The organism is Streptomyces sp. R44 (genome assembly GCF_041053105.1).
Classification (GTDB): domain Bacteria; phylum Actinomycetota; class Actinomycetes; order Streptomycetales; family Streptomycetaceae; genus Streptomyces.
This window is the reverse complement of record NZ_CP163444.1, coordinates 3,565,984-3,591,255: the sequence shown is the minus strand read 5'-3', so window position 1 is coordinate 3,591,255 and position 25,272 is coordinate 3,565,984. Positions and strand designations below refer to the sequence as shown.

The following is a 25,272-nucleotide window of genomic DNA, read 5'->3' as shown; positions in this document are numbered from 1 at the left end:
GCTCATTCCGAAGTGGCCGACGGGATCGCGAAGAAGGCCACTGCGGCGAGGACCGCCGCACTCGCCGCGAGCGCCAGAGTGCCGGGAAGGGACCACGTCGCGAGGGGTCCGGCAGCCGCTGCCCCCAGGGCGAATCCGGTGATCTTCAGGCTGGCGCCGGTGGTGAAGATCTGGCCTCGCAGGTGATCCGGGGTCTCCCGGTGGCGAACGTCGAACAGGGCGGCCAGCTGGGGACCTTCACCGATCCCCGCGACGAGTACGGCCACGACGAGCGCGAGGGGCGACCCCACGGCGGCCAGGGCCAGTGCGGCAGCCTGGACCAGGGCGCCGGCCCAGATGACCGTGTCGGGGGGCAACGCCCGCGGAAACCGGGAGAGTACGGCGTTGGCCACCAGGGCCGAGACCGCCGTGCAGGAGAGCAGCACCGCGCCCCGACCGGCTCCGCCCAGCACGCGGTCGCCAAGGAGCGGGAGGCACGCCGTCAGCATGCCCTGGGCGACACAGGAGACGACCGAGCTGAGGGTCGCCCGTGCCAAGGGCGGCCGTCCGGCGATGACCCGCATTCCGGCGGCGAGGTCGCTGACCACCGAGGCCGCCGGAACGCCCGGCGCGCGCCCGGGGCGGGCGGGCAGCGTCCATGCGGCGGGCAGCGCCGAGGAGATGAGCACGACGGAGACGACCACGGCCGTCGGGGCTCCCAGCACCTCTGCCACGCCGCCGGCGAGGGCCGGGCCGACCAGGCTCGCCAGGCTGAACGTCATGGCGTCGAGCGCGTTCGCCCGGGGCAGGCGGTCGCCCGGCACCACGCGCGGAAGCTGGGCCGTCCAGCCCCCCGACAGGGCCGGTCCCAGCAGCCCTGTCACCCCTGCGACCAGGAGGGTGACCGTGAACGGCAAGCGGCCGAGTCCCACGAGGATCACCGCCAGCCCCGCCGCGTACAGGACGAGGGCCCCGGCCAGCAGGCGCCCCGGCCGTCCTGCTCTGTCGAGGAGCACACCGAGCACCGGCCCTCCCACCGCCGCGGAGAGCGTGATGCCGGCGAGCAGCGACGACGCTTCGACGGTCGACCCGGCCAGGGCGAACCCCGCCAGCATCAGTGCCGGCCCCGACATCTCGTCCCCGGCACGAGCGGCCACGGTTCCGGCGAGATAGAAGCGGAGGAGGTAACGCCTTCTCATCGCCGAGACGTTACGGAGGTAACTCAAAACTCGGCAAGATGCGTTACATTCCCCCGGTGCTCTCCCACCGCGACGACTGGTCCACCCGGCACTCCGTACTGACCACGGCCCGACGGACCGCCGCCCTGGTCAACGCCCTCGCCGACGACCACCCCGACCCGGCCGAGGTCGCCGCCGTGCTCCGCGAGTACGGCGAGACCGGCCCCGTCGACCTCACCAGCCGCGACGTGGCCGGGATGCGCACGGCCGCCGCACTCCTGCGGCAGGTCTTCGCAGCCGAGCGCGTCGACGACGCCGCAGCCTCCCTCAACCGCCTCCTGCGGGACCACACCGGGCCGCTCCGCCTCACCTCGCACGGCGGCAGCACCCCCTGGCACCCCCACCTCGACCGCGACGACGACGCGCCCTGGGGCGAGTGGCTCCTCGCCTCGTCCTGCATGGCCCTGACCGTCCTCGTCTGGGACCGGCAGCGCCCGCCCGGCAGGATCTGCGCCTCACCCGGCTGCCAGAACGTCTTCATCACCCTGGGCAGCGGTCCGGAACGCCGCTACTGCTCCCGCCGCTGCGCGACCCGCGAACGCGTCGCGGCCCATCGACGCTCCCACTTCACCGCACCCGGAGTCCCTTCATGCTCATGAAACTGACGGCGGTCACGCTCGACTGCGCCGACCCCATGGCCCTGGCCGCGTTCTACCACCGGGCCACGGGCATCCCGCTCGCCGACCGGTCCGACGAGGAGTTCGCGGGACTGCGCGGCGCGGACGGCGGCCTGTTCCTCGGCTTCCAGCGCGTCGACGGCTACCGGCCGCCGTCCTGGCCGGACCAGGAGGTCCCGCAGCAGCTGCACCTCGACTTCGACGTCGACGACCTGGACGAGGCCACGGCCCGCCTGGTGGAGTGGGGCGCGACCGTCCCCGCCGAGCAGCCCCGGCCGGACCGGTGGCGGGTGGTCCTGGACCCGGCGGGACACCCGTTCTGCCTGTCGATCCCGCGCGGGTCCGTGTAGGAGGTCCGTCCTGATGACTCGAACCACGCCGCCGCGGGCGGTGGATGTCGCTGCGGTCTTTCCCGAACTGGCTCCGTTGGCTCGCCGAGCGACGCGGCTGCATCCGCGCCCGGGGAATCCGACACCGTACGACAGCTCGGTCGGCGGGCCTCTGCTGTGGCCCGCCGACGAGCCGTGGCCGCACTGTGACGGCCCGCACGAGTCCGGAGGTGCATTCCTGGACATCGTGCGCGTGGACCAGCAGCGCCGGGTGAGGAAGGCGAAGAACCCGGACGATCCGCGCGCAGACGACCACACGCCGGAAGAGTTGGCGATCATGGAGCGGTTCAACAACCCGGGCTGGGACGAGGAAGAGACCGACCACCTGGTCCCCATGCTCCCCGTCGCGCAGCTGTACGCGCGGGACGTCCTCCTGCCGCACCCGCCCGGGGGATCGAAGGCCGATCTGCTCCAGGTGCTGTGGTGCCCCTTCGACCACCCGGAGCAGGAGCAGTGGATGCCCAGGACCGCGGTGTTCTGGCGCTCGACGGCCGACGTGACCGAGATCCTCACCTCGCCCCCGGAGCCGTACGCGGCGGAGGAGCTCTATGTACCCGTGCCGTGTGTGCTCGCGCCGGAGCAGGTCATCGAGTACCCCACCCCTCCGGACCTGAGCAAGGAGCTGCAGGAGCAGCTGAAGGACCGGAGCAGGTGGCAGGCAGCCGGCGCCCGCATCGACGCCGGGTTCGCTCCTCACCTCGATTCGTACTACGCCGGCGACCTGTCCGTCGCCCCGGGCTGGAAGACCGGCGGCCACCCCAGATGGGGATACGTCGACCCGTGGCCCCGGCCCTGTCTCTCCTGCGGCACCGACATGGACCCGTTGCTGACCATCGCCTCGGTCGAATGGGACGGCGGCGGGCAGAGCTGGATCCCGTACGAGGACGAGACCGCTGCGGCCTCTCCCCGGAACCACGTGCGCGACCTCGCCCGCCGACCCACCGCGATCCAGATCGCCGACCTCCACGACCAGCAGATCTACTACTGCCCGATGGACCCCGGGCACCCTCACAGGGAACTCATGCAGTAACCGGCCCTCCTCGCCGGGAACGCCCAGGAGACGCGGCCGAGCAGTGCCTCGCCGGGAAGGCTAGGCGGTGGCGCGGCCGAGCAGTGCCTCGCCGAGCTCGCTCGCCCGGTAGTACACCTCGCGCCGGTACCGGTGCGAGGTCACCAGGCCCGCGTCCCGCAGCACGGCGAGGTGCTGCGAGACCGCGCCGACGCTCAGACCGGTCTGCAGGGCCAGGCCGGTGGTGGTCGTCGGGGTGCTCGTACGGCCCAGGAGTCCCGCCCTGCTGCGCCCGAGGAGCCGCGCCAGCCCGTCGCCCGGCTCGGCGTTCCGCTCCCACAGGGTGCCGACGGCCCGTACCGGATAGACGAGGCACGGCGCGACGCCGTGCCGCGCGGGGAGCAGGACGCAGCGGTTCGTGAAGGCGCTCGGGGCGAGGGTGATCCCGCCGCCGTCCAGGGCGAGGCCCCCGGCCGGGAGGCCGGCCCCGGTGAGCCGGTCCTCCGCCCACCGCAGGCTCGGGTGCAGATGGGCGAAGACCTCCTGGATGCCGTCCTCGGCGAGCTGCCGGGTGCGGTACGCGAGGTCGGCCTCCAGGACGGCCCTGATCCGGGGCCAGTAAGGACGCACCCCGGCCCGCCACCAGGCGAGCAGAGCCTCCCGGTGGCCGGGCGGGGTCAGGATGAGCTCCTCCTCGATCTCGGCGAGGGGACAGCGCGGGGGAGGGACGAGGGCTTCGAGCTCCGGCAGGTGCGGGAGCAGCGCCGTGCGCTCATGCCCCACGGTCAACGCCTTTTTGATCCACGGGAGATGGATCGCGTGGCCGCCCGGGTCGGCGGAGGCGCGCAGGGCGGCGACGGACTCCCGGAGGGGTGACAGGGCGAACCGGAGCTGCGCCAGATCGTCGACGCCGAACCGTATCTCTCCCACGCGGGCCTCCCGTACGAGCTTTTCGCCCAGACTAAAACAATGGTCGGGTCGGGCCGGTGGTGATGGTGTTCGCCGACATGACCACCACCCTTGAATCCCGGCTCCTCCGGCTGCCGGACTTCCGCCGGCTGTGGATCGGCGACACCGTGAGCCAGGCCGGAACCGCCGTCACCGTCCTCGCGCTTCCGCTCGTGGCCATCGGGCCGCTCGACGCGTCGCCCTTCGAGGCGGGACTCCTGGTGATGTGCGAGTACCTGGGCTTCCTGCTCCTCGGGCTGCCGGCCGGGGCGTGGGTGGACCGGATGCGCCGGCGCCGCGTGATGATCGTGGGGGACCTGGGCCGGGCCGCCCTCCTCGCGACCCTGCCGCTCGCCGCGTGGCTGGACGCCCTCACGCTCCCCCATCTCTACGCGGTCGCCTTCGGGTTGTCCGTCTGCACGGCCTTCTTCGACATCGCGTACCAGAGCCATCTGCCCCAACTGGTCGACGAGGACCGCCTCGTGGACGCGAACGTGGCCCTGGAGGCGAGCCGTACGGTCACGGCGGCGGGCGGGCCCGGCGCGGGCGGTGCGCTCGTCGCGGCGGTGACCGCGCCGGTGGCGCTCGCCGTCGACGCGGTCAGCTTCCTGGTCTCCGCGCTGCTCCTGTCCCGGATCCGCCGCCCGGACCCCCGGCCGGAGCGGGTCCACGGGGCGCGGCTGCGGGGCGAGATCGCGGAGGGCCTGCGGTTCGTGTTCCGGGACCGGCTGCTGAGGGCGCTGACGCTGACGGCCGCGATCTCCAACCTGTGCGGCACGATCGGCGCGTCCATGCTCCTGGTCCTGCTCGCGGGGGACCTGGGCCTGTCGCCGTTCCTGTGCGGCCTGGTGTTCACGGCGGAGGCGCTCGGCGGATTCCTCGGCAGTCTCCTCACGACCCGGATCGCGGCCCGCCTCGGCGAGGCGCGCGCGATGTGCGCGTCCGTGCTGGTGAGCGGAGTGCTGTGGCTGCTCGCGCTGCCGTTCTTCCAGACGGACGGGCGGTACGCGGTGGCGTGCGTGCTCCAGGGCCTCGGCTGGACCGCCTTCATGACCTTCAAGATCAGCTCGTTGACCCTCCGCCAGCGCCTCACCCCGGCCCCCCTCCTCGGCCGCGTGACGGCGACGTTCCGCTTCGTGGTCTGGGGCTGCATGCCGCTGGGCGCCCTGGCGGGCGGGCTGGTGGGGCAGTACGCGGGAGTGCGGGCGGCGCTGTGGACGGGGGCGGTGGGGGAGTTGCTGGCAGTGGTTCCGCTGCTGGTGGGGGCGGGGGGGTGGGTGGGAGCGGTGACCGGAGGGACGGCTAACGTCGTTCCTTCAGGGGAGGGAACCCGTACATGAACCACGCACGCGTGCGCGGCCGCCGACTCGCGGCCACCGCCGTCACCATCGTCCTCGCCGCCACGGGCGGCGCACTCACCACACTCCCGGCCACCGCCGCCGCGCCGGCCGCCGCGCAGGAGGCCCAGCAGACCACTGTGCCGTTCCCGCGCAACGCGGACGTCGTCGGCGCGGGCCCGAACGGCTTCCTGTCGAAGACCCGCGGCAGCACACCGGAATTCCGCTGGACCTGGTACGCGGACGGCTCGTCGGTCGTCCTGCCCGGCGCCACCACCGCCTCCGCCGCCGGCGGCTCGGACCTCGTCGTCACCGTCGACCGGTCCGCCCCGGTCGCCGGCCGGGTGGTGCGCGTCTACGACCTGTCGACGCCCGCCACGACCGCCCCTGCCCCGCAGGAGGTGAACCTCGACGCGCTCGGTTCCGGCTACTTCTTCGAGGGCCTGGCCGGCCACACCATGCTCCTCGGGAAACGAGAGGCAGACGGCGTGAAGCAGTACGCCGCCACGCTCGATGGCGGCACCCCGAAGCCCCGATGGGTTGCCGGATCCGCCGGACTCGACTGCTACGACGGCCACGAGGGCTGGACCGACACCGGTTCCGCGCTGTACGAGTGCCGCCTCGAACAGACCGGGACGGAGGTCAAGGTCCTCGTCGACCTCGCCACGGACACGACGCGCTGGTACGCCCAGACCACGGACGAGTGGGCCCGGGACGGCGCCGTCTCCGCCACGCACGTGGCCTGGCGGGAGGCGCGGATGTCGGGAGGCAGGGCCGTCCACGGGATCGTCGCCTATCGGCGCGGCACCACCGACGAGCTGTGGTTCCCGTCGGACGACGACCTGTCCGACCCGATGTACCTGGTCGGCAGCTGGATGGCGTCCGGCCAGAAGGCCCACATCGAGTCCTCCACCTACGCGCCTGGCGGGGACAACCCGACGAAGCGGCCCTTCACCGTCCAGTCGGTCGAGACCGGGGAGAAGGCCGCTCTCCTCACCGCCTTCTCCTCCGCCGTCGCCGGACCCGGCGGCTCGCTCCTGGTGCGCGGGGGCACCCCCGAGCAGGGCGAGGGCCTCTACCGGATCTCGCCGCGCGCCGACGGCGGCCGCCCGGACGTCGAACTCGTCGCCTCCACGGGGCAGTCGACCGTCGTGACCCTCTCCGGCTCCGTCACCCCGAAGACGCTCACCGGCGACGAGGTGGCGCGCGGAGTCGACTTCAGCTGGGACCTGTCCCGGGCGGACAGCGAGGTGTGGCTGACCCTGACCCACGTGCTCAGCGGTCAGACGGTGAGGGCCGGATGGTCCGCCCAGGACGGCCCCGCAACCGGGACCCCGCGCCACCTCACCTGGCACTGGGACGGCAAGGACCTGGAGGGCCCGGACTGGGCGCGTCCCGCCCGCAACGGCGAGTACGAGTGGAAGCTCACCGCCCGCCCGGACGAGGGCATCGGCCCGGAGCTGGTCACCACCGGCCGGTTCACCGTGACCCGGCCCGCCGCCCCGCACGACTACGACGACGACGGCACGGCCGACCTCCTCGTCCGGGACCCCGACGGTGTCCTGTGGCGCTTCGGCACCCGGCCCACCGCCCCCGGCGGCTCCCTGGCGGACGCGGGCGCCTCGCGGGTCGGCAGCGGCTGGGGCACGTACGACCGGATGGAGAGCGTCGGGAACATCGCGGGCTCGGCCGCTCCCGACGTCGTCGCCCGGGACCGCGCCGGCGTCCTCTGGCTCTACCAGGGCACCGGCGACCGCGACAAGCCGCTCGCGGGCCGTACGAAGATCGGCGCGGGCTGGCAGGCCTACAACGAGCTGGCGGGCGGCAGCGACCTGACCGGCGACGGCCGCGCGGACCTGGTCGTGACCGACAAGGCGGGCGACCTGTACCTGTACAGGGGCACGGGCTCGGCCACCGCGCCGTTCGCGGCCCGCAAGAAGATCGGCGGCGGCTGGGGCGCCTACAACCAGCTCACCGCCACCGGCAACCTCGCCGGCGGCCCGGCCGGAGACCTCCTCGCCCGTGACAAGGCCGGAGTCCTCTGGCTGTACCTCGGCAAGGGCGACGGCACCTTCGCCTCCCGCACGAAGGTCGGCTCCGGGTGGGGTGCATTCACCGCGCTCACCGCCGTCGGTGACGCCAACGGCGACGGCCGCGCCGACCTCATCGCCTCGAACGGCGACGAGACCTTCTACGCGGGCACGGGCAACTGGTCGGCTCCCTTCAAGCGCGGTGTGTCCGTGTCCCTGACACAGGACTCGTCCTACAACTCCGTCTTCTAGCCCGCCCCTCAGGTGAGGGCGCACTCCGCCCACACCGTCTTCCCCGGCGCCCGGAGCCTCGGGCACCACCCCCACCGGTCGGCGAGCGCCTCGACGAGGAGCAACCCCCGGCCGCCTTCCAGGAGTTCCGGCTCCGGAAGGCGGCCGGGACGGGGCGGAACGCGCTCCGCCCGCGTGTCGCTCACCTCGATCCGCGCGACGTCCGCGACCCGCAGCAGCAGGTGGAAGTCCCGGCCCGGCACATGCCCGTGCCGCACCGCGTTCGCCGCCAGCTCGGCCGCGACCAGCACGACGGTCTCGTGCGCCCCGGTCCCGTACGGGACACCCCACTCGTCCAGCCGGACGGCGACGAGCCGGCGCGCGAGCCGTGCGCCCCGGGGCGTGGAGGTGAACCGCAGGGAGAAGATCCGGCTGCCCAAGTAAGGCGAGACGCCCGAGAGTTGGGTGGTGATAGTGGGGCTGTCGTTGTTGCTCGTCATGCCTCCCAAGCTCCTCTTGGTGGCGTAGCGTGACCAGTGGTGACGCACCGACGCGATGGGCTTGTACGTGCCGTGTCGGGGCCGGTACGAGAGGCGGGGCGCGATGGCGGAGGAAGAACCCGAGGGCGAGGTCGGCCCGGCGGCGGACAAGTCCGGCAAAGGTGTGGTGGCGGCGTTCGGACAGAGCCTGAAGACGCTGCGGGTGCGGGCGAAGATGGAACGGGAGGAGCTGGGCAAGCGGCTGGGCTACTCGGCGTCGACGATCGCCTCCTTCGAGCAGGGGCGGAGGATCCCGCCGCCGAGGGCGATCGATCGGGCGGACGAAGCACTCGACGGGGGCGGGCTGCTGACGGTCTGGAAGGACCAGCTGGAGAGGGCGCAGTATCCGGTCTTCTTCCAGGGGATGGCGCAGCTGGAGAAGCAGGCGGTGGAGCTGCTGACGTACGACACCTTGGTGGTCAACGGCCTGCTCCAGACCGAGGAGTACACGCGGGCGCTGCTCGGCAACCGGCGTCCGCCGCTCGATGCGGAGACGATCGAGCAGCGTGTGACCGCCCGTATCGCCCGGCAGGACATCTTCGACCGGCGCCCCGCGCCGCTGCTGAGCTTCGTCATGTGCGAGTCGGTGGCGCGGCGGACGTTCGGCGGCAAGGAGGTGCTGCGCGGACAACTGGAACAGCTCCTCCTCATCGGCCAGCGGAGGAACGTCGAACTCCAGGTCATACCGCTCGACACCGAGGACAATGCGGGCGTGGACGGGCCGTTCACGGTCATCACCCGCGAGGACGGCAAGCGGTTCGTCTATGCCGAGGCCCAGGGCACCAGCGCCTTGGAGACCGACCCCAAACAGGCCGTTCTCGCTGCGGCCCGCTATGGGATCATCCGGTCGCAGGCTTTCACTCCACGAGAGTCGCTGGTGTTCATCGAGAAGTTGCTAGGAGAGCTATGAACAGCACGGAATCCCTCGCCTGGTTCAAGAGCAGCTACAGCGGTGCTGAGGGTGGCCAGTGCATCGAGGTCGCGGCGGGCGCAGGAGCCGTGCACGTCCGGGACTCCAAGGACGTGGCCCGGCCGGCCCTCCGGGTCTCGCGCGACGCGTGGGCCGGGTTCGTCGGGCTCGCCTCGGCGGAGTAGTACAGACGCCGGTTGTACGTGTCGGAGCCCTGCCCGTCCGAGCCGGACGGCAGGGCTCTGCGGCTAGGGCGTTTCCTTCGGATCATCTGATCGTTGGTTGATGTGCGTCGCTGACTGACGCCCAGTGGGCGAGGATCGAGCCGTTGCTGCCGGACCGGAAACCTCGGCGGGGCGGGAGGTGGCGGGATCACCGGCAGGTGATCGACGCGATCGCGTTCAAGTGCCGCACGGGCACTCCGTGGATGGACCTGCCCGAGCACTTCGGCTCGTGGAAGGGTGCCCACAACCGGCTGCGGAAGTGGGCCGCCGACGGCACCTGGCAGAAGGTCTTCACCGCGCTGCTCGCCCAGGCCGACGCCGAGGGCGACCTCGACTGGATCGTCTCGGTCGACTCCACGATCGTCCGGGCTCACCAGCACGCCGCCGGAGCCCGTCAAAAGGGGCCCCGGTCGGCGAGCCGGACGACCATGCCCTCGGACGGTCCCGCGGCGGACTGACCACGAAGATCCACCTTGCGGCGGACGGCCGATGCCGGCCACTGGCGTTCGTCCTTACACCCGGGCAGGCCGGTGACGCGCCCGCGTTTCCCGAGGTCATGGCCCGCTTACGGGTGCCGCGGCCGATCGGCCGGCCCAGGACCACCCCGAATGTGGTCCTGGCGGACAAGGCGTACTCGTCCCGGGCGATCCGGACCCGTCTGCGTCGGCGCGGGATCCGGGCGGTGATCCCGCAGCCCTCCGACCAGGCCGCGAACCGCAAGCGGCGCGGCCGGCTCGGTGGCCGTCCGCCGGCCTTCGACCGTGAGGCCTACAAGCAGCGGAACACCGTCGAGCGGTGCATCAACAGGCTCAAGCAATGGCGCGGCCTCGCTACCCGTTACGACAAGACCGCCACCATCTACTTCGCCGGACTCCACATCGCCGCCATCTTCATCTGGTCGGCGAGATGATCCGAAAGAAACTTCCTAGCTCGTGATGAGCCACCAGTCGCCGGCCTGATTCGGCTCGACGTAGTCCATCTTCACGCCGACGGTGACCGTGCCGGTGCAGTCGGAGCCCGAGTAGCCGGTCCAGTTCAGGTTCCACTTCCACCACCAGCCGCCTATGTAGTTGTCCCGGCTGGGGGTGCCGAAGCACTGGGAGGTGAAGTTGCCGTTCTGGTCGTACCCGTTGACCTTGATGCTGTAGGTATGGCCCTGCACGTCGTAGAAGCGCAACTGCTGGCCGTTGGTCCCGGCGAACGCCGAGCCGGAACCGAGGACGGCGAGCGCCGCACTGGCGGCGGCTACCGCGCCGACCTTGGCGAACTTGGTCTTGATGCTCATGGGTCTCTTTCTGTGGTGGACGAAGGCTGAGGTCTGGTGCGTACGACCGGCCGGGGGAACGGCACCGGTGTGAGCGGCCGGAAGTGGGCCGGCCGTCCCGGCGATGCCTCTAAGTTCGTTTCCCAGGGGGTGCCGCCACATCGGGCAAGCGCCGCATGTTCGAGGGGTACGGAGGGCCCCAGGAGGGCCCTGAGGGGGCCTTAGGGTCTGTCCGGCTGTCCGGGCGATCCTCTCGGCATCGGTCGTGTGACCAGGGACGCTTCGCGTGATGACCGAAATTCGCCCGCACGGGGCGAGCGCACCCCTAAGAACTCCTATCGGAATGACTTCAGGTGTCGCCAGCAGATGAGTGCGCATCCGAGGGTGAGGAAGGCCTCGTGGATGTCGTCGCGGATCTCCCAGCGGATCCGCAGGCGGCGGAACCAGTGCGGATGGGCGAACGCGCGCTCCACCTCCCCGACGGTTCGACCGAGGGGCAGAGCCAGCCGTCGGCCATGGCCCTCTGGCTCGGGCACCGGGCCCGAGGCGTCCTGCCCTCCCTCGTCTGAACGCCCGTCCCCGAGCCGGTCTGCTGCCCTTCGCGCAAACGCCGTCGGACTGGGGTTCCGAGCGCCCCGAGCGCCTGCTTGCCGAGCCGTTTCCCCTCACGGCGCCGTGGATGTGGGAGAACGACGAGGAGGACGAGGAGGCACTGTCGGAGCAGGAGGCCGAGGCCCGGATGGACGCCGTGTTCGACCACGGCTCCCTGCTGCTGGGCACCGACGGCTGCGGCATGTACTGGCACCTGGTCGTCACCGGCCCGCAGCGCGGTCACGTCTGGCTGATCGACGAGTACGGCGCGATGCCCTTCGGCACCTCGTCGAGCACCTCCCCGATGCCGGGCAGGCCCGGTTTCACCGGATGGGTGACCCACTGGGCCCAGGGCCGTCCCTGGTTCGCCGGTGCTCCGGGAGACGATCCGGAGGAAACGGCCTAGGACGCCCAGACCACGAGCCCGATCGCGGTCGTGCAGGTCGCGAGGCCGGTGACGAGGGCGCGGGTCGGGACGGACAGGCGGCGGACGGCGGGCGTGCGGAACAGGGCGATCGGTACGGCCGCGATGGCGAGGCTGATCAGCACCCAGCCCAGAGGGATCCCGTCCAGCGGCCCCCTGTCCGCCTCGGCCCACATCGCCAGGAACCCCGTGAACCCGAGCAGCAGGAGGGCGACCGTCCACAGCAGGGCCGCCACCACGGTGACGGCGGTCCCACGGCGAGGTGGGGGCGCCGGGCGGGCGGGGCCGTAGAGCGTCGCGTACGTGTCGGGGTTCATGACCCCATCGTCGGGTCCGGTGCGCCGTCCGGGCATGGGCGCGCGTGCTCATCTCCCGGCGGGGGCGTACTCAGTCCTCCTCCTTCAGGACGGGGAAGCGGCGCGGGGCCAGGGTGAGGAGGGCCAGGAGGGCGAGTGCCGCCGCGGCGGCCGCGCCCAGGTAGACCCAGTCCACGGCCGCGTCGACCGCTCGGCGGATCGCGTCGGTGGAGGTCAGGGCGCGGGCCAGGGTGTCGAGGTCCGTGTCCGTGCCGAGGCGGGCGGCGAGGACGCCGTTGGCGATCGCGCCGAAGAGTGCGGCGCCGACGCTCTGGCCGACCTGGCGGCAGAAGAGGACCGAGGCCGTGGTCGTGCCCCTCTCCTCGTACGGGACGGTCGACTGCACGCCGACGATCAGGGGCAGCTGGAAGAGGCCGAGGGCTCCGCCGAGCAGCAGCATCAGGAGGGCGGGCTGCCAGGGTTCGCCGGGGAACGGCAGGAACGGGAACGCCAGGAGGAGGAGCAGGGCCAGGGAGATGCCGAGCACGGCCGTGAGGCGGAAGCCGATGCGGGTGTAGACCCGGTTCGAGAGCGCGGCCGTGATGGGCCAGCTCAGGGTCCAGGAGGACAGGACGAAGCCGGCGGCTATCGGGCCCAGGCCGAGGACCGACTGCGCGTACGTCGGCAGGAAGACCGTCGGGGCGACCATCAGCAGGCCGAGGGAGCCGAGGGCGAGGTTGACCGCGGCGATCGTGCGGCGGCGCCAGACCCAGCCGGGGATGATCGGCTCGGCCGCGCGCCGTTCGATGACGACGGTGAGCGCGGCGAGGGCGGCGGCTCCGCCGAGGAGGCCGAGGGACGGGGCGGAGAGCCAGGGCCAGGCGACTCCGCCCTGGACGAGCGCGGTGATGAGCACGGCTCCGGTGGCGAAGATCGCGAGGGCGCCGGCCCAGTCGATGCGGACGCGGGCGCGGGGTGCGGTGCGGGCGGGTTCCGTCAGGTGGCGGGCGACGAGCCAGAGCGCGAGGAGGCCCACCGGCAGGTTGATCAGGAAGATCCAGCGCCAGTCGGCGTAGCCGGCGAGGAGGCCGCCCAGGGCCGGTCCGGCGATCGAGGACGCGGCCCAGACGGAGGAGAGCCGGGCCTGGATCTTCGGGCGTTCCTTCAGGGGGTACAGGTCGGCGGCGATGGTCTGGACGGTGCCCTGGAGTGCGCCGCCGCCGAGGCCCTGGACGACGCGGAAGGCGATCAGGGAGGCCATGTTCCAGGCGGCGGCGCACAGGACGGAGCCGATGAGGAAGAGGACGGTGCCGGCGATGAGGACGGGCTTGCGGCCGAAGGTGTCGCTGAGCTTTCCGTACACGGGCAGGGTGACCGTGACGGCGAGCAGATAGCCGGAGAAGAGCCAGGAGAAGACGGAGAGTCCGCCGAGGTCGCCGACGATCTGGGGCACGGCGGTGGACACGATGGTCCCGTCGAGCGCGGCGAGCCCCATGGCGAGCATGAGGGCGAGGACCACGGGGCCTCGGGGTCGGAGGCTGGGGGCGGTCGCCGGTGCGGGGCCTGCTCCGGCCCGGGTCGTCGACGGCTCTGTCACCGCACCCCTTCCTTTCTTCGTACACCTAAATGTGCGCGAGTCAGGGTCTCACTCCACCCAGAGGGGGGGAACCCCTAGGGGCTCCTCCCCCATGCGGGCCAGGGGTCGTTCGTACCGGCGGAGGACGAGAAGTGCCGTTCGCGCTTCTTAACTTGAACCTACAAACCCACCCACCGCTCCAAGGAGAAATCCGTGACTTCGGCTGTGACCATCCCCAGGCACGGGGGTACTGGCGAGGGGACGGCCGTCGCGGCGCGGGCGCGGCAGGTCGTGAAGGCGTACGGCTCGGGGGAGACCCGGGTCGTCGCCCTCGACTCCGTCGACGTGGACATCGCCCGCGGGCGGTTCACCGCGATCATGGGACCCTCGGGTTCCGGCAAGTCGACCCTGATGCACTGCCTCGCCGGGCTCGACACCGTCACCAGCGGGCAGATCTTCCTCGACGAGACCGAGATCACCGGCCTCAAGGACAAGAAGCTCACCCGGCTGCGCCGGGACCGGATCGGCTTCATCTTCCAGGCGTTCAACCTGCTGCCCACCCTGAACGCCATCGAGAACATCACGCTGCCGATGGACATCGCCGGGCGCAAGCCGGACGCCGAGTGGCTGCGGCGGGTCGTCGACACCGTCGGGCTCTCCGAGCGGCTCAAGCACCGGCCGAACCAGCTCTCCGGCGGCCAGCAGCAGCGCGTCGCCGTCGCCCGCGCGCTCGCCGCCCGGCCGGAGATCATCTTCGGTGACGAGCCGACCGGAAACCTGGACTCGCGGGCCGGCGCCGAGGTCCTCGGCTTCCTCCGCGCCTCCGTGGACGAACTGGGCCAGACCATCGTCATGGTCACCCACGACCCCGTCGCCGCCTCCTACGCGGACCGGGTGCTCTACCTCGCCGACGGGCGGATCGTGGACGAGATGGAGCGGCCCACCGCCGACGCCGTACTCGACCGCATGAAGGACTTCGACGCGCGCGGGCGGACGTCATGACCGTCCTCAAGACCTCGCTGCGCAACTTCCTCGCGCACAAGGGCCGCATGGCGCTCTCCGCCGTCGCCGTCCTGCTCTCCGTCGCGTTCGTCAGTGGGACCCTCGTCTTCACCGACACCATGAACACGACGTTCGACAAGCTCTTCGCGTCGACCGCCTCCGACGTCACCGTCAGCCCGAAGGGCGCGGGCGGCAACGACGAGACCCCGCAGAACGGCCGACCCGAGTCCCTGCCCGCCTCGCTCGTCGAGCGGGTCAGGAAGGCCGAAGGCGTCAAGGACGCGCAGGGCTCCGTCACCTCCCTGAGCGTCACCGTCGTCGACGCGAAGAACAAGAACGTCGGACCGACCGGCGGCGCGCCGACCATCGCCGTCAACTGGAGCCCCTACGAGCTCCGTTCGGTCGAACTGGCCTCCGGCCACGAACCGCGCGGGCCCACCGACGTCGTCGTCGACGCCGGCACCGCGGAGAAGCACCACCTGAAGATCGGCGACACCCTGCGCACGATCGCCGTCACCGGCGACCACAGCGCGAAGATCTCCGGCATCGTCGAGTTCAAGGTCACCAACCCCGGCGCCACCGTCGTCTACTTCGACACCGTCACCGCGCAGCGCGAACTCCTCGGCAAGGAAGGCCTGTTCACCCAGGTCATGGTCGACGCGAAGCCCGGTGTCGGCGACGACGCCCTCAAGGCGGACGTGGCCGCCGCGCTCGGCGCCGACGCGAAGAACTACAAGCTGCACACCGCCGCCGAGGTCGCCGACGCGGGCCGCGAGGACGTCGCCGGATTCCTCGACGTCATGAAGTACGCGATGCTCGGCTTCGCCGGGATCGCCTTCCTCGTCGGCATCTTCCTCATCGTCAACACCTTCTCCATGCTGGTCGCCCAGCGCACCCGCGAGATCGGCCTCATGCGGGCCATCGGCTCCAGCCGCGAGCAGGTGAACCGTTCCGTCCTCGTCGAGGCGGTCCTCCTCGGCCTCGTCGGCTCGATCGCCGGCGTCGCCGCGGGCGTCGGCCTCGCCGTCGGGCTCATGAAGCTCATGTCCTCCATGGGCATGGAACTCTCCACCCGCGACCTCACCGTCGCCTGGACGACCCCCGCCGTCGGCCTCGCCCTCGGCATCGTCGTCACCGTCCTCGCCGCGTACATCCCCGCCCGCCGGGCCGGGAAGGTCTCCCCGATGGCCGCGCTCCGCGACGCGGGCACCCCCGCCGACGGCAAGGCCGGACGGGTACGGGGCGTGCTCGGGCTCGTCCTCACCGCCGCCGGAGCGGCCGCCCTCGTGGCGGCGGCCCGCGCCGCCGAGGCCGGACCCGGCTCCCTCTGGCTCGGCCTCGGCGTCGTCCTCTCCCTCCTCGGCTTCGTCGTCATCGGCCCGCTCCTCGCCGGCGTCGTCGTCCGCGTCCTCGGCGCCGTCGTCCTGCGGATCTTCGGGCCCGTCGGCCGGATGGCCGAGCGCAACGCGCTCCGCAACCCGCGCCGCACCGGCGCCACCGCCGCCGCCCTGATGATCGGCCTCGCGCTCGTCGCCGGCCTGTCCGTCGTCGGCTCCTCGATGGTCGCCTCGGCCACCGAGGAACTCGACCGGTCCGTCGGCGCCGACTTCATCGTGCAGTCCGGCACCGGGCAGCCGATCGTGCCGCAGGCGCAGGCCGCCGTGGAGAAGACCCCCGGCCTGGACCACGTCACCGCGTACAAGTGGGTCGACGCGAAGGTCACCGACCCGCGCGGCAGGACCACCACGGCCGACCTGGCCGCCACCGACCCCACGTACGTGAAGGACCTGCGCCGCGAGACCACCGCGGGCACCCTCACCGACGCGTACGGCGAGAACGCCATGTCCGTCGGCAGCGACTACGCCACCGAGCACGGCGTGAAGGTCGGCGACGTCCTGACCCTCGCCTTCACGGGCGGCGACACGGTCAAGCTGAAGGTCGCGGCGATCACGGCGGACACCGGGCAGGTCGACAAGGGCGCGATGTACACGAACGTGTCCACCGTCGCCCGCCACCTGCCGGCCGAGCGGGTACCGAACAGCCTCCTCATCCTGGCCAGCGCCAAGGACGGCCAGGAGGACGCGGCGTACCAGGCCCTCAAGGACGCGCTCGCGCCGTACCCGCAGTACAAGGTCAGCAACCAGGCCGACTACAAGGAGGAGCTGCAGAACCAGGTCGGTCAGCTGCTCAACATCGTGTACGGGCTCCTCGCGCTCGCGATCGTCGTCGCGGTCCTCGGTGTCGTGAACACCCTCGCCCTCTCGGTGGTCGAGCGGACCCGCGAGATCGGCCTCATGCGGGCCATCGGGCTCTCCCGGCGGCAGCTGCGGCGCATGATCCGCCTGGAGTCGGTGGTCATCGCCCTCTTCGGCGCGCTGCTCGGCCTGGGCCTCGGGATGGGCTGGGGCACCGCCGCCCAGAAGCTCCTCGCCCTCGAAGGCCTCGGGGTCCTGGAGATCCCCTGGCCGACGATCGTGACGGTCTTCATCGGCTCGGCCTTCGTGGGGCTGTTCGCGGCGCTGGTCCCGGCGTTCCGCGCGGGCCGGATGAACGTCCTGAACGCGATCGCGAGCGAGTAGCTCCCGTTGTGGGCATGCGTTCCGCCGGGGCGGAACGGGTGGGCACAACGGAACGGCGCCCCTGCCGGCGCCAGAGGCTCCAGGGCCTGGACCCGCACCCCGCGTACCGAGCGGATGGTGCGGGTCCAGGCGCGTAAGGCGGAGGCGCCGCTGAGGGCGCCGTCCCGTGTGCCCACCCGTCCCGCCCTGCGGGACGATTGCCCACACGGCGGGTGGGCACCGCCCCTTGCGGAACGCCTGCCCACAACGGGCCCGGTCGTGTTTCGGGAGCGGGTGTCCGTGGTGCGTCGTAGGCTGGGCGACACCGGGCCCTGGGGTCCGGGACCACCCGGCCCGTGAGACGTGTCGGGCTGTTCGCGTTGCCCGCCCCCGTCGTACGAACCCGGGATGGAAAAGGTCCATGAGTCTGCACGGTCTGCTCGATGTCGTCGTCAAGGACGCCGCCCTCGCCGAGGCGGTGAAGGCCGCCGCCGACGGCAACCGTCCGCACGTGGACCTGGTCGGCCCGGCGGCGGCGCGCCCGTTCGCCGTGGCCGCGCTCGCCCGGGACTCGGGGCGGCCGGTGCTCGCGGTGACCGCGACCGGCCGGGAGGCCGAGGACCTCGCCGCCGCGCTGCGGTCCCTCCTGGACCCGGACAGGGTCGTCGAGTACCCCTCCTGGGAGACCCTGCCGCACGAGCGGCTCTCGCCCCGCTCCGACACCGTCGGCCGCCGGCTGGCCGTGCTGCGCCGGCTTGCGCACCCCCGCGACGACGACCCGGCCGCCGGGCCCGTCTCCGTCGTCGTCGCGCCCATCCGTTCCGTACTCCAGCCGCAGGTCAAGGGGCTGGGGGACCTGGAGCCGGTGGCTCTCAGGAGCGGCCAGACCGCCGATCTGAACGAGGTCGTCGAGGGGCTCGCCGCCGCCGCGTACTCCCGTGTCGAGCTCGTCGAGAAGCGCGGCGAGTTCGCCGTGCGCGGCGGCATCCTGGACGTCTTCCCGCCGACCGAGGAGCATCCGCTCCGGATCGAGTTCTGGGGCGACGACGTCGAGGAGATCCGTTACTTCAAGGTCGCCGACCAGCGCTCCCTCGAAGTGGCCGAGCACGGTCTGTGGGCGCCGCCCTGCCGTGAGCTGCTCCTGACCGAGGACGTACGGGAAAGGGCCGCGGCGCTCGCCGTCGAGCATCCCGAGCTCGGCGAGCTGCTCAACAAGATCGCCGAGGGGATCGCGGTCGAGGGCATGGAGTCCCTCGCGCCGGTCCTCGTCGACGACATGGAGCTGGTGCTCGACGTCCTTCCCAAGGGCTCGATGGCCGTCGTCTGCGACCCCGAGCGGGTGCGGACCCGGGCCGCCGACCTGGTGGCCACCAGCCAGGAGTTCCTCCAGGCCTCGTGGGCCGCCACCGCCGGCGGCGGCGAGGCGCCGATCGACGTCGGCGCGGCCTCGCTGTGGGGGATCGCGGACGTACGGGACCGGGCGCGCGAGCTCGGCATGGCCTGGTGGTCGGTGTCGCCGTTCGCGGCGGACGAGATCGTCGCGGGGGACACCCTGACGCTGGGCATGCACGCCCCCGAGTCGTACCGAGGCGACACCGCCCGTGCGCTCGCCGACACCAAAGGCTGGCTGGCCGACGGCTGGCGCACGGTGTACGTGACGGAGGCCCACGGCCCCGCGTCCCGTACGGTCGAGGTCCTCGGCGGCGAGGGCATCGCCGCCCGCCTCGACGCGGACCTGACGGAGATCGCCCCGTCGGTCGTGCACGTGGCGTGCGGCTCCATCGACTTCGGCTTCGTCGACACGGCGCTCAAGCTGGCGGTGCTGACGGAGACCGACCTGTCGGGGCAGAAGGCGGCCGGCAAGGACGGGCAGCGGATGCCCGCCAAGCGCCGCAAGACGATCGACCCGCTGACCCTGGAGGTCGGCGACTACATCGTGCACGAGCAGCACGGCGTCGGCCGGTACGTGGAGATGGTGCAGCGGACCGTGCAGGGCGCGACCCGCGAGTACCTCCTCGTCGAGTACGCGCCCGCGAAGCGCGGCCAGCCGGGCGACCGCCTCTACATCCCGACCGACCAGCTGGAGCAGGTCACCAAGTACGTGGGCGGCGAGGCGCCGACCCTGCACCGGCTCGGCGGCGCGGACTGGACGAAGACGAAGCAGCGCGCGAAGAAGGCCGTCAAGGAGATCGCGGCCGATCTGATCAAGCTGTACTCGGCGCGGATGGCGGCGCCCGGTCATGCCTTCGGGCCCGACACCCCGTGGCAGCGGGAGCTGGAGGACGCCTTCCCGTACGCGGAGACGCCCGACCAGCTGTCCACGATCGCCGAGGTGAAGGAGGACATGGAGAAGACGGTCCCCATGGACCGTCTGATCTGCGGCGACGTCGGCTACGGCAAGACGGAGATCGCGGTACGGGCGGCCTTCAAGGCCGTCCAGGACGGCAAGCAGGTCGCGGTCCTGGTCCCGACGACGCTCCTCGTGCAACAGCACTTCGGCACGTTCAGCGAGCGGTACTCGCAGTTCCCGGTGAAGGTGCGGGCGCTGTCCCGGTTCCAGACGGAGACCGAGTCGAAGGCGACGATGGAGGGCCTGCGGGAGGGCTCGGTCGACGTCGTCATCGGCACCCACCGCCTCTTCTCCTCCGAGACGAAGTTCAAGGACCTGGGCCTGGTCATCGTCGACGAGGAGCAGCGCTTCGGCGTCGAGCACAAGGAGCAGCTGAAGAAGCTCCGGGCCAATGTCGACGTCCTGACGATGTCCGCGACCCCGATCCCGCGCACCCTTGAGATGGCGGTGACGGGGATCAGGGAGATGTCGACGATCACGACACCGCCCGAGGAGCGGCACCCGGTCCTCACCTTCGTCGGCCCGTACGAGGAGAAGCAGATCGGCGCCGCGATCCGGCGTGAACTCCTGCGCGAGGGCCAGGTCTTCTACATCCACAACCGGGTCGACTCGATCGACCGGGCGGCGGCGCGGCTGCGCGAGATCGTGCCCGAGGCGCGGATCGCGACGGCGCACGGCCAGATGTCCGAGCAGGCCCTGGAGCAGGTCGTCGTGGACTTCTGGGAGAAGAAGTTCGACGTGCTGGTGTCGACGACGATCGTCGAGTCCGGCATCGACATCTCCAACGCCAACACCCTGATCGTCGAGCGCGGCGACAACTTCGGGTTGTCGCAGCTCCACCAGCTGCGCGGCCGTGTCGGCCGTGGCCGCGAGCGGGGGTACGCGTACTTCCTGTACCCGCCGGAGAAGCCGCTCACGGAGACCGCGCACGAGCGGCTCGCGACGATCGCCCAGCACACCGAGATGGGCGCGGGCATGTACGTGGCGATGAAGGACCTGGAGATCCGCGGCGCGGGCAATCTGCTCGGCGGCGAGCAGTCCGGTCACATCGCGGGCGTCGGCTTCGACCTGTACGTACGGATGGTCGGCGAGGCCGTCGCCGACTACCGGGCCTCGCTCGAAGGCGGCGTGGAGGAGGAGCCGCCGCTGGAGGTCAAGATCGAGCTCCCGGTCGACGCGCACATGCCGCACGACTACGCGCCGGGGGAGCGGCTGCGGCTCCAGGCCTACCGCTCGATCGCCTCGGCGAACTCGGAGGAGGACATCAGGGCCGTACGCGAGGAGCTCACCGACCGGTACGGCAAGCTGCCCGAGCCGGTGGAGAACCTGCTCCTGGTGGCGGGCCTGCGGATGCTCGCGCGCGCGTGCGGGGTCGGCGAGATCGTCCTCCAGGGCTCCAACATCCGCTTCGCGCCGGTGGAGCTGCGCGAGTCCCAGGAGCTCCGCCTCAAGCGTCTCCACCCGCGCTCGGTGATCAAGCCGGCGGTCCACCAGATCCTGGTGCCGCGCCCGACGTCCGGGAAGATCGGCGGGAAGCCGGTGGTCGGCCGTGAACTCCTGGCGTGGACGGGTGAGTTCCTGACGACGATCCTCGGGGGCTGAGGTCGTGGGGCGGCACCTCGGGGTGCCGCCCCACGGCTCTTGCCCCGGGGCGCCGCTCCACGGGCTCTTGCCCCGGGGCGCCGCCCCACGGCTTTACAGCGCGTCGGGGTCCAGGGCCTCGGCCATGGCGCGGTAGCCGGCGTCGCCCGGGTGGAGGTGGTCGCCCGAGTCGTACGCGGGGAGGATGCGCTCCGGGTCGGCCGGGTCGGCGACGGCGCGGTCGAAGTCGACGACGGCGTCGTACGCGCCGGAGGTGCGGACCCAGTCGTTGAAGGCCTCCCGCTTGGCCTCGTTGGCCTCGGTGAAGTAGGGGGAGCCCTTGACCGGGGTGAGGGTGGCGCCCACGACCTTGAGGCCCTTGGCGTGGGCCTCGGCGATCAGGGTGCGGTGGCCGGCGATCAGCTTCTCGACGGAGACCTCGGGGGTGGGGCCGCCGGGGAAGGACGGGCCGCTGCCGCCGATGTCGTTGATGCCCTCCAGGATGACGACGGTCCGCACGCCGGGCTCGGTGAGGACGTCCTTGCGGAAGCGGTTGAGGGCCTTCTCGCCCGCCCAGGTGGTGTCGTTGGTGACCTCGTTGCCGCCGATGCCGTGGTTGAGGACGGCGCGGGGCCGGCCGGAGGCGGCGAGGCGCTCGGCGAGCTCGTCGGGGTAGCGGTTGTCGGCGTCCGTCGTGGAGCCGACGCCGTCGGTGATGGAGTCGCCGAAGGTGACGATGCCGTCGCGGCGGGCGGTGTCGCGGCCGCCGGTGACCTCGACGCCGGAGAGGAAGTACCAGGAGCTGCTGGTCTCCTGGAAGGCGGCGCCGGACAGGTCGGCGCGGTGGTCGCCGGCGGCGCGGTAGCTGGTGGCCGAGGCGAGGTGGTGGAAGGTCGCCGGGCCGGTCGGGTCCGCGAGGTAGAGGGTGACGGTCAGCTGCTCGAAGGCCTCGACGGGGAGGTTCACGGCGTCGCTGAGGAGGGTCTCGCCGGCCGGGATCGTCACGGACGGCCGGTGGTCGAAGCGGAGCGTCCGCACGGAGCCGGGCACGATCGCGCTCCGGGGGCGGTCTCCCGTGGCGGTACGGGCGACGGTCGCGCCGGTGATCCGCAGCGGACCGGTGCCGTAACGGTTCGTCAGTTCGATGCGGGTCCGGGTGCCGGAGGCGGTGACGCGGACGACCTGGCGGACCGTCTGGTTGTCGAAGCCCTGCTGCGACCAGTTGGGGCCGAACGGCGCGGTCGCGGAGTGCGGGGAGGCGGCCCAGGCGCCGCGCCAGGCCTGGCTGCCGGGGCCGTGGTGGCCGGCGTCGGCGAGCGCGGTGGGGGCTAAGGCGAGCGCGGCGGTGGTGAGGAGGGCGAGAGCGGAGCGACGGAGCGTGTTCGTGGTTCGCATGTCTCCGTCAATTACTGGCTGACGCGGGCTATTCCCGTTCCCCGGCGGGAGGTTGGGACGCGGCCCCGCCGAAGAGCAGGCCGGTGAGCGAGCGGAAGTACTCCTCGGGGTCGCGGTCGCCGACCGCGTCCCGCACGTTGTGGGTGAGGAGCAGCGTCGCGAAGCCGTGGGCGAGCGACCAGGCGGCGATGCCGGCCGTACGGGCGTCGGGGACGCCCCCCAGGTCGGCGACGCCCGCGCGGAGTTCGGCGGAGGCGTGCTCCTTGGCGGCGAGGAGGTCCGGGTCGTCGGCACGGAGCAGATCCGGCTGGAACATGACCTGGAAGTGCGCCGGGTGCTCCCTCGCGAAGCGGACGTACCGCACGCCGCGTTCGCGCAGTTCGGGTGTGCCCGCGAGGCCGGCGGCGAGGAGCTCGTAACCCTGGGCCGCGATCGCGGTGAGCAGGCCCGTGCGGTCCTTGAAGTGGTGGGCGGGGGCGGCGTGCGAGACGCCCGCGCGGCGGGCGAGGTCGCGCAGGCTGAGCGCCCCGGGGCCGTCGGCGGCGATCACGTCGAGGGCGGCGGCGAGGACGGCCTGCCGCAGCTCGCCGTGGTGGTAGGTACTCCGGCTCGTCGTCATGACAGCAGCCTAGCCTCCATCTAGTCATTGACAAGTTCCCGGCTCGGCGGCGTACTATCTAGTCACCGACAAGATGTGGACGACATCGGGAGGACCTCGTGGACACCGCTCGCGTACGTCAGATGTGGCACCTGCTCGAACCCCTGCACTCCGTGCTCTACTACGCCCCGGAGGCCTTCGAGGAGGCCGCCGCCCTCGGCTACGAGACCGCCGACCGCTGGCCCTCCTACTTCGCCTGGCGCGCCGCCGCCCTCGGCCCCGTCGGACCCGTCCGCGTCGCCTCCGCCTTCTACGGCTTCAGCCCCGAGAAGGTCGCCCGGCACGTCCCCGCCGCGTGGGCGGTCGCCGCCCCGGCCGACGTGCTCGCCGCCCGACTCCGCGCCGTCGACCGCATCTACCGCACCCTCCTCGGCCAGGAGGTCCTCGACAGCCCCGCACTGGCCGAGGCGGCCGGGCTCGCCCGCCGCGCCGCCGAGTCGGCCCGCCTCGAAGGCCGCCCGCTCGCCGCCGCCCACGCCGAACTGCCCTGGCCCGAGGCCCCGCACCTCGTCCTCTGGCAGGCGGCGACGATCCTGCGCGAGCACCGGGGCGACGGCCACATCGCCGCCCTGGTCACCGCCGGTCTCGACCCGGCCGAGTCGCTCGTCTCCTTCGCCGCCGTCGGAGCCGCCGCGGAACCCGTCTTCGAGAGCCGGGGGTGGAGCGAGGACGCCTGGGCCGCCGCCCGCGAGCGCCTCATCGCCCGCGGTCTCCTCGACCCGGACGGGTCGGCCACCGAGGCCGGCCGCGCCCTGCGCGAAGAGGTCGAGCGCCGTACGGACGAGCTGGCCGCCGGCCCCTGGGAGGCCCTCGGCCCGGACGCCACCGCACGGCTCGGCGACCTCCTGGGCGGGCCCTGGCTCACCGTCATCGGCTCCGGCCTGCTGCCCTCCGAGAACACCCTCGGCATCGGAAAGATCTGACGCGACCTCACACCCCGGGCCTTCGGGCCGTCCGATTCGGGACCAAAGATCCGAAGGGTCCCGCACTCCTCGGCCTAGGATCCCAGGGTGCTGACACGTCGAACGATCCTGCCCGCGGCCCTCGCCGCCACCGCCGTACTCACGGCCGGCGCCTGTTCGCCGGGCGGAGGGGGCGAGCCGTCCGGCGGCGCGGGCGGTAGGCCCGCCGCGCGCGGGACCGCGCTCGCCGCCGTGGACACCCTCACCGTCAAGGGCCGCGCCCCGAAGACCGGTTACGAGCGGGACAAGTTCGGCCGCGCCTGGGTGGACGTCGACGGCAACGGCTGCGGCACCCGCGTTATCTCTATGCTTCGCCGGGTGACTGAGGCATTTGCGCAGCTCATGCAGGGGATGGTGAGTTGTGCTTACTGAGAGGCACATGAGTCACAAGAGGGCGGGTGGCGTGCGTTTTCTCCGTGCGGTGACGGTGGCGACGGCTGCCGTGCTCCTCGCGTCGGGATGCGAGGGTCTCGGCGATGACGGCTCCTCCGCGGGGCCCGGACCGGCTCCCGGTGGGCGGGCGGTCAGCCCGCTCAAGAACCCGGACGGTACTAAGCCAGGGCTCGCGCCCCTGCCGACCGCGGAGGACAGGGCCGAGGCCCGCAAGCTCATCGAGGAAGTGTCCGTGAAGGGGCGGGGGCCGAAGACTGGCTACGACCGCGACAAGTTCGGCTATGCATGGATGGACACGGCCGACGGGGTGCCGCTCGCGAGGAACGGGTGTGACACGCGAAATGATCTCATTCGTCGCGATGGCCAGAAGCTTCGTTTCCGAGCCGGCTCCGACTGCGTCGTGATCGCCATGACGCTGGACGACCCGTACACCGGGACGACCATCGAGTGGCGCAAACAGCAGGCCTCCGAGGTGCAGATAGACCACGTGGTGCCGCTGTCGTACAGCTGGCAGATGGGTTCGTCTCGCTGGCCGAAGAGCAAGCGCGAGCAGCTCGCCAACGACGTGTTGAATCTGATCCCGGTCCAGGGCCGGGCCAACTCGGCCAAGGGCGATTCCGGACCGGCGTCTTGGCTGCCTCCGGACAAGCAAGTGAGGTGCTCCTACGCGGTCCGCTTCGCACAGGTGGCCCTCAAATACGACCTTCCGGTGACGAGAGCGGACAAGGCGACGATGCTGAAGCAGTGCGCAGACTGACGGCGATGTCGGAG

20 protein-coding genes and 4 pseudogenes are annotated in these 25,272 nt (G+C 72.0%); 15 read left to right on the top strand and 9 right to left on the bottom strand.

The genetic code is table 11. The annotated features are described in order from the left end of the window. Positions 1-2 precede the first annotated feature (2 nt). Entirely contained in the window at positions 3-1,178 is a 1,176-nt protein-coding gene (locus AB5J54_RS16530) for an MFS transporter (RefSeq protein WP_369144676.1), read from the bottom strand. 38 nt (positions 1,179-1,216) lie between these two features. Between AB5J54_RS16530 and AB5J54_RS16525 the strand changes: the two genes are divergently transcribed. The 3 genes from AB5J54_RS16525 to AB5J54_RS16515 all read left to right on the top strand — a co-directional run bounded on the left by AB5J54_RS16525 (position 1,217) and on the right by AB5J54_RS16515 (position 3,253). Beyond that, a complete protein-coding gene (locus AB5J54_RS16525; protein ID WP_369144675.1) occupies positions 1,217-1,816 on the top strand; it encodes a CGNR zinc finger domain-containing protein in 600 nt (199 codons plus the stop codon). Further along, entirely contained in the window at positions 1,807-2,184 is a 378-nt protein-coding gene (locus AB5J54_RS16520; RefSeq protein ID WP_369144674.1) for a VOC family protein, read from the top strand. The genes AB5J54_RS16525 and AB5J54_RS16520 overlap by 10 nt, the downstream gene beginning before the upstream one ends. A 232-nt stretch (positions 2,185-2,416) precedes the next feature. Continuing rightward, positions 2,417-3,253 carry a hypothetical protein gene (locus AB5J54_RS16515; RefSeq protein ID WP_369144673.1) on the top strand — a complete coding sequence of 279 codons (837 nt, stop codon included), beginning with the start codon at positions 2,417-2,419 and terminating at the stop codon, positions 3,251-3,253. A 60-nt stretch (positions 3,254-3,313) separates the two neighbouring features. Here AB5J54_RS16515 and AB5J54_RS16510 read toward each other — a convergent pair whose 3' ends face one another. Continuing rightward, positions 3,314-4,162 (bottom strand): DUF5937 family protein, encoded by an 849-nt coding sequence (locus tag AB5J54_RS16510; protein WP_369144672.1) that lies wholly within the window; start codon positions 4,160-4,162, stop codon positions 3,314-3,316. A gap of 77 nt (positions 4,163-4,239) precedes the next feature. On the opposite strand from AB5J54_RS16510, the gene AB5J54_RS16505 reads away from it, so the two are divergent. Together AB5J54_RS16505 and AB5J54_RS16500 are read left to right on the top strand one after the other, a co-directional pair. Beyond that, positions 4,240-5,520, top strand: coding sequence for an MFS transporter (locus AB5J54_RS16505; RefSeq protein ID WP_369144671.1), 1,281 nt, complete (start codon positions 4,240-4,242; stop codon positions 5,518-5,520). Beyond that, positions 5,517-7,799: an FG-GAP repeat domain-containing protein gene (locus tag AB5J54_RS16500; RefSeq protein ID WP_369144670.1), complete on the top strand. Its 2,283-nt coding sequence runs from the start codon at positions 5,517-5,519 to the stop codon at positions 7,797-7,799. The genes AB5J54_RS16505 and AB5J54_RS16500 overlap by 4 nt, the downstream gene beginning before the upstream one ends. 8 nt (positions 7,800-7,807) lie before the next feature. Here the strand turns inward: AB5J54_RS16500 and AB5J54_RS16495 are convergent, their stop codons facing one another. Further along, a complete protein-coding gene (locus tag AB5J54_RS16495; protein ID WP_369144668.1) occupies positions 7,808-8,278 on the bottom strand; it encodes an ATP-binding protein in 471 nt (156 codons plus the stop codon). Positions 8,279-8,381: 103 nt separating this feature from the next. Here AB5J54_RS16495 and AB5J54_RS16490 point away from each other — a divergent pair, with 103 nt between their 5' ends. The 3 genes and pseudogenes from AB5J54_RS16490 to AB5J54_RS16480 all read left to right on the top strand — a co-directional run bounded on the left by AB5J54_RS16490 (position 8,382) and on the right by AB5J54_RS16480 (position 10,361). After that, positions 8,382-9,227: a Scr1 family TA system antitoxin-like transcriptional regulator gene (locus AB5J54_RS16490; RefSeq protein ID WP_369144667.1), complete on the top strand. Its 846-nt coding sequence runs from the start codon at positions 8,382-8,384 to the stop codon at positions 9,225-9,227. Further along, positions 9,224-9,412 carry a DUF397 domain-containing protein gene (locus AB5J54_RS16485; RefSeq protein WP_369144666.1) on the top strand — a complete coding sequence of 63 codons (189 nt, stop codon included), beginning with the start codon at positions 9,224-9,226 and terminating at the stop codon, positions 9,410-9,412. Before AB5J54_RS16490 ends, AB5J54_RS16485 begins: the two co-directional genes overlap by 4 nt. A gap of 110 nt (positions 9,413-9,522) precedes the next feature. Beyond that, positions 9,523-10,361 (top strand): annotated as a pseudogene (locus AB5J54_RS16480) (IS5 family transposase). Positions 10,362-10,376: 15 nt separating this feature from the next. Here the strand turns inward: AB5J54_RS16480 and AB5J54_RS16475 are convergent. Both AB5J54_RS16475 and AB5J54_RS16470 read right to left on the bottom strand, forming a co-directional pair. Beyond that, the gene (locus tag AB5J54_RS16475) at positions 10,377-10,736 is read right to left on the bottom strand and encodes a hypothetical protein (protein ID WP_369144665.1); all 360 of its coding nucleotides are present in this window, start codon (positions 10,734-10,736) and stop codon (positions 10,377-10,379) included. 314 nt (positions 10,737-11,050) lie between these two features. Then, a pseudogene (locus AB5J54_RS16470) lies at positions 11,051-11,188 on the bottom strand (IS5/IS1182 family transposase); the annotation flags it as partial. Positions 11,189-11,301: 113 nt separating this feature from the next. Between AB5J54_RS16470 and AB5J54_RS16465 the strand changes: the two are divergent. Further along, a pseudogene (locus AB5J54_RS16465) lies at positions 11,302-11,712 on the top strand (SMI1/KNR4 family protein); the annotation flags it as partial. On the opposite strand, the gene AB5J54_RS16460 reads toward AB5J54_RS16465, so the two are convergent. Further along, on the bottom strand, positions 11,709-12,047 hold the full coding sequence (locus AB5J54_RS16460) for a hypothetical protein (RefSeq protein WP_369144664.1): 339 nt from the start codon (positions 12,045-12,047) through the stop codon (positions 11,709-11,711). The pseudogene AB5J54_RS16465 and the gene AB5J54_RS16460 overlap by 4 nt on opposite strands. A 70-nt stretch (positions 12,048-12,117) precedes the next feature. Further along, positions 12,118-13,623, bottom strand: coding sequence for an MFS transporter (locus tag AB5J54_RS16455; protein ID WP_369144663.1), 1,506 nt, complete (start codon positions 13,621-13,623; stop codon positions 12,118-12,120). 192 nt (positions 13,624-13,815) lie between these two features. Between AB5J54_RS16455 and AB5J54_RS16450 the strand changes: the two genes are divergently transcribed. The 3 genes from AB5J54_RS16450 to mfd all read left to right on the top strand — a co-directional run bounded on the left by AB5J54_RS16450 (position 13,816) and on the right by mfd (position 21,114). After that, positions 13,816-14,604: an ABC transporter ATP-binding protein gene (locus AB5J54_RS16450; protein WP_369144662.1), complete on the top strand. Its 789-nt coding sequence runs from the start codon at positions 13,816-13,818 to the stop codon at positions 14,602-14,604. Then, entirely contained in the window at positions 14,601-17,183 is a 2,583-nt protein-coding gene (locus tag AB5J54_RS16445) for an ABC transporter permease (protein WP_369144661.1), read from the top strand. The genes AB5J54_RS16450 and AB5J54_RS16445 overlap by 4 nt, the downstream gene beginning before the upstream one ends. 400 nt (positions 17,184-17,583) lie before the next feature. Beyond that, positions 17,584-21,114, top strand: a complete 3,531-nt coding sequence (gene mfd, locus AB5J54_RS16440; protein WP_369144660.1) for a transcription-repair coupling factor — start codon at positions 17,584-17,586, stop codon at positions 21,112-21,114. Positions 21,115-21,207: 93 nt separating this feature from the next. Here mfd and AB5J54_RS16435 read toward each other — a convergent pair whose 3' ends face one another. Continuing rightward, positions 21,208-22,488 (bottom strand): SGNH/GDSL hydrolase family protein, encoded by a 1,281-nt coding sequence (locus AB5J54_RS16435; protein WP_369144659.1) that lies wholly within the window; start codon positions 22,486-22,488, stop codon positions 21,208-21,210. Positions 22,489-22,516: 28 nt separating this feature from the next. After that, positions 22,517-23,107: a TetR/AcrR family transcriptional regulator gene (locus AB5J54_RS16430; RefSeq protein ID WP_369144657.1), complete on the bottom strand. Its 591-nt coding sequence runs from the start codon at positions 23,105-23,107 to the stop codon at positions 22,517-22,519. A gap of 122 nt (positions 23,108-23,229) precedes the next feature. Here AB5J54_RS16430 and AB5J54_RS16425 point away from each other — a divergent pair, with 122 nt between their 5' ends. From AB5J54_RS16425 to AB5J54_RS16415, 3 genes and pseudogenes are all read left to right on the top strand, one after another. Continuing rightward, the gene (locus tag AB5J54_RS16425) at positions 23,230-24,069 is read left to right on the top strand and encodes a hypothetical protein (protein ID WP_369149352.1); all 840 of its coding nucleotides are present in this window, start codon (positions 23,230-23,232) and stop codon (positions 24,067-24,069) included. A 108-nt stretch (positions 24,070-24,177) separates the two neighbouring features. Further along, positions 24,178-24,405 (top strand): annotated as a pseudogene (locus tag AB5J54_RS16420) (hypothetical protein); the annotation flags it as partial. An 82-nt stretch (positions 24,406-24,487) separates the two neighbouring features. Further along, positions 24,488-25,258, top strand: coding sequence for an HNH endonuclease family protein (locus tag AB5J54_RS16415; RefSeq protein ID WP_369144656.1), 771 nt, complete (start codon positions 24,488-24,490; stop codon positions 25,256-25,258). The last annotated feature ends 14 nt before the right edge of the window (positions 25,259-25,272 follow it).

Excerpts from the sequence above, each read along its gene's own strand:
- AB5J54_RS16425 (WP_369149352.1), top strand. The coding sequence starts at position 23,230 with ATGTGGCACCTGCTCGAACCCCTGCACTCCGTGCTCTACTACGCCCCG.
- AB5J54_RS16430 (WP_369144657.1), bottom strand. The coding sequence starts at position 23,107 with ATGACGACGAGCCGGAGTACCTACCACCACGGCGAGCTGCGGCAGGCC.
- AB5J54_RS16485 (WP_369144666.1), top strand. The coding sequence starts at position 9,224 with ATGAACAGCACGGAATCCCTCGCCTGGTTCAAGAGCAGCTACAGCGGT.
- AB5J54_RS16445 (WP_369144661.1), top strand. The coding sequence starts at position 14,601 with ATGACCGTCCTCAAGACCTCGCTGCGCAACTTCCTCGCGCACAAGGGC.
- AB5J54_RS16500 (WP_369144670.1), top strand. The coding sequence starts at position 5,517 with ATGAACCACGCACGCGTGCGCGGCCGCCGACTCGCGGCCACCGCCGTC.
- AB5J54_RS16525 (WP_369144675.1), top strand. The coding sequence starts at position 1,217 with ATGCGTTACATTCCCCCGGTGCTCTCCCACCGCGACGACTGGTCCACC.
- AB5J54_RS16520 (WP_369144674.1), top strand. The coding sequence starts at position 1,807 with ATGCTCATGAAACTGACGGCGGTCACGCTCGACTGCGCCGACCCCATG.
- AB5J54_RS16530 (WP_369144676.1), bottom strand. The coding sequence starts at position 1,178 with ATGAGAAGGCGTTACCTCCTCCGCTTCTATCTCGCCGGAACCGTGGCC.
- AB5J54_RS16435 (WP_369144659.1), bottom strand. The coding sequence starts at position 22,488 with ATGCGAACCACGAACACGCTCCGTCGCTCCGCTCTCGCCCTCCTCACC.
- AB5J54_RS16495 (WP_369144668.1), bottom strand. The coding sequence starts at position 8,278 with ATGACGAGCAACAACGACAGCCCCACTATCACCACCCAACTCTCGGGC.
- AB5J54_RS16415 (WP_369144656.1), top strand. The coding sequence starts at position 24,488 with ATGAGTCACAAGAGGGCGGGTGGCGTGCGTTTTCTCCGTGCGGTGACG.
- AB5J54_RS16505 (WP_369144671.1), top strand. The coding sequence starts at position 4,240 with ATGACCACCACCCTTGAATCCCGGCTCCTCCGGCTGCCGGACTTCCGC.
- mfd (WP_369144660.1), top strand. The coding sequence starts at position 17,584 with ATGAGTCTGCACGGTCTGCTCGATGTCGTCGTCAAGGACGCCGCCCTC.
- AB5J54_RS16475 (WP_369144665.1), bottom strand. The coding sequence starts at position 10,736 with ATGAGCATCAAGACCAAGTTCGCCAAGGTCGGCGCGGTAGCCGCCGCC.
- AB5J54_RS16490 (WP_369144667.1), top strand. The coding sequence starts at position 8,382 with ATGGCGGAGGAAGAACCCGAGGGCGAGGTCGGCCCGGCGGCGGACAAG.
- AB5J54_RS16460 (WP_369144664.1), bottom strand. The coding sequence starts at position 12,047 with ATGAACCCCGACACGTACGCGACGCTCTACGGCCCCGCCCGCCCGGCG.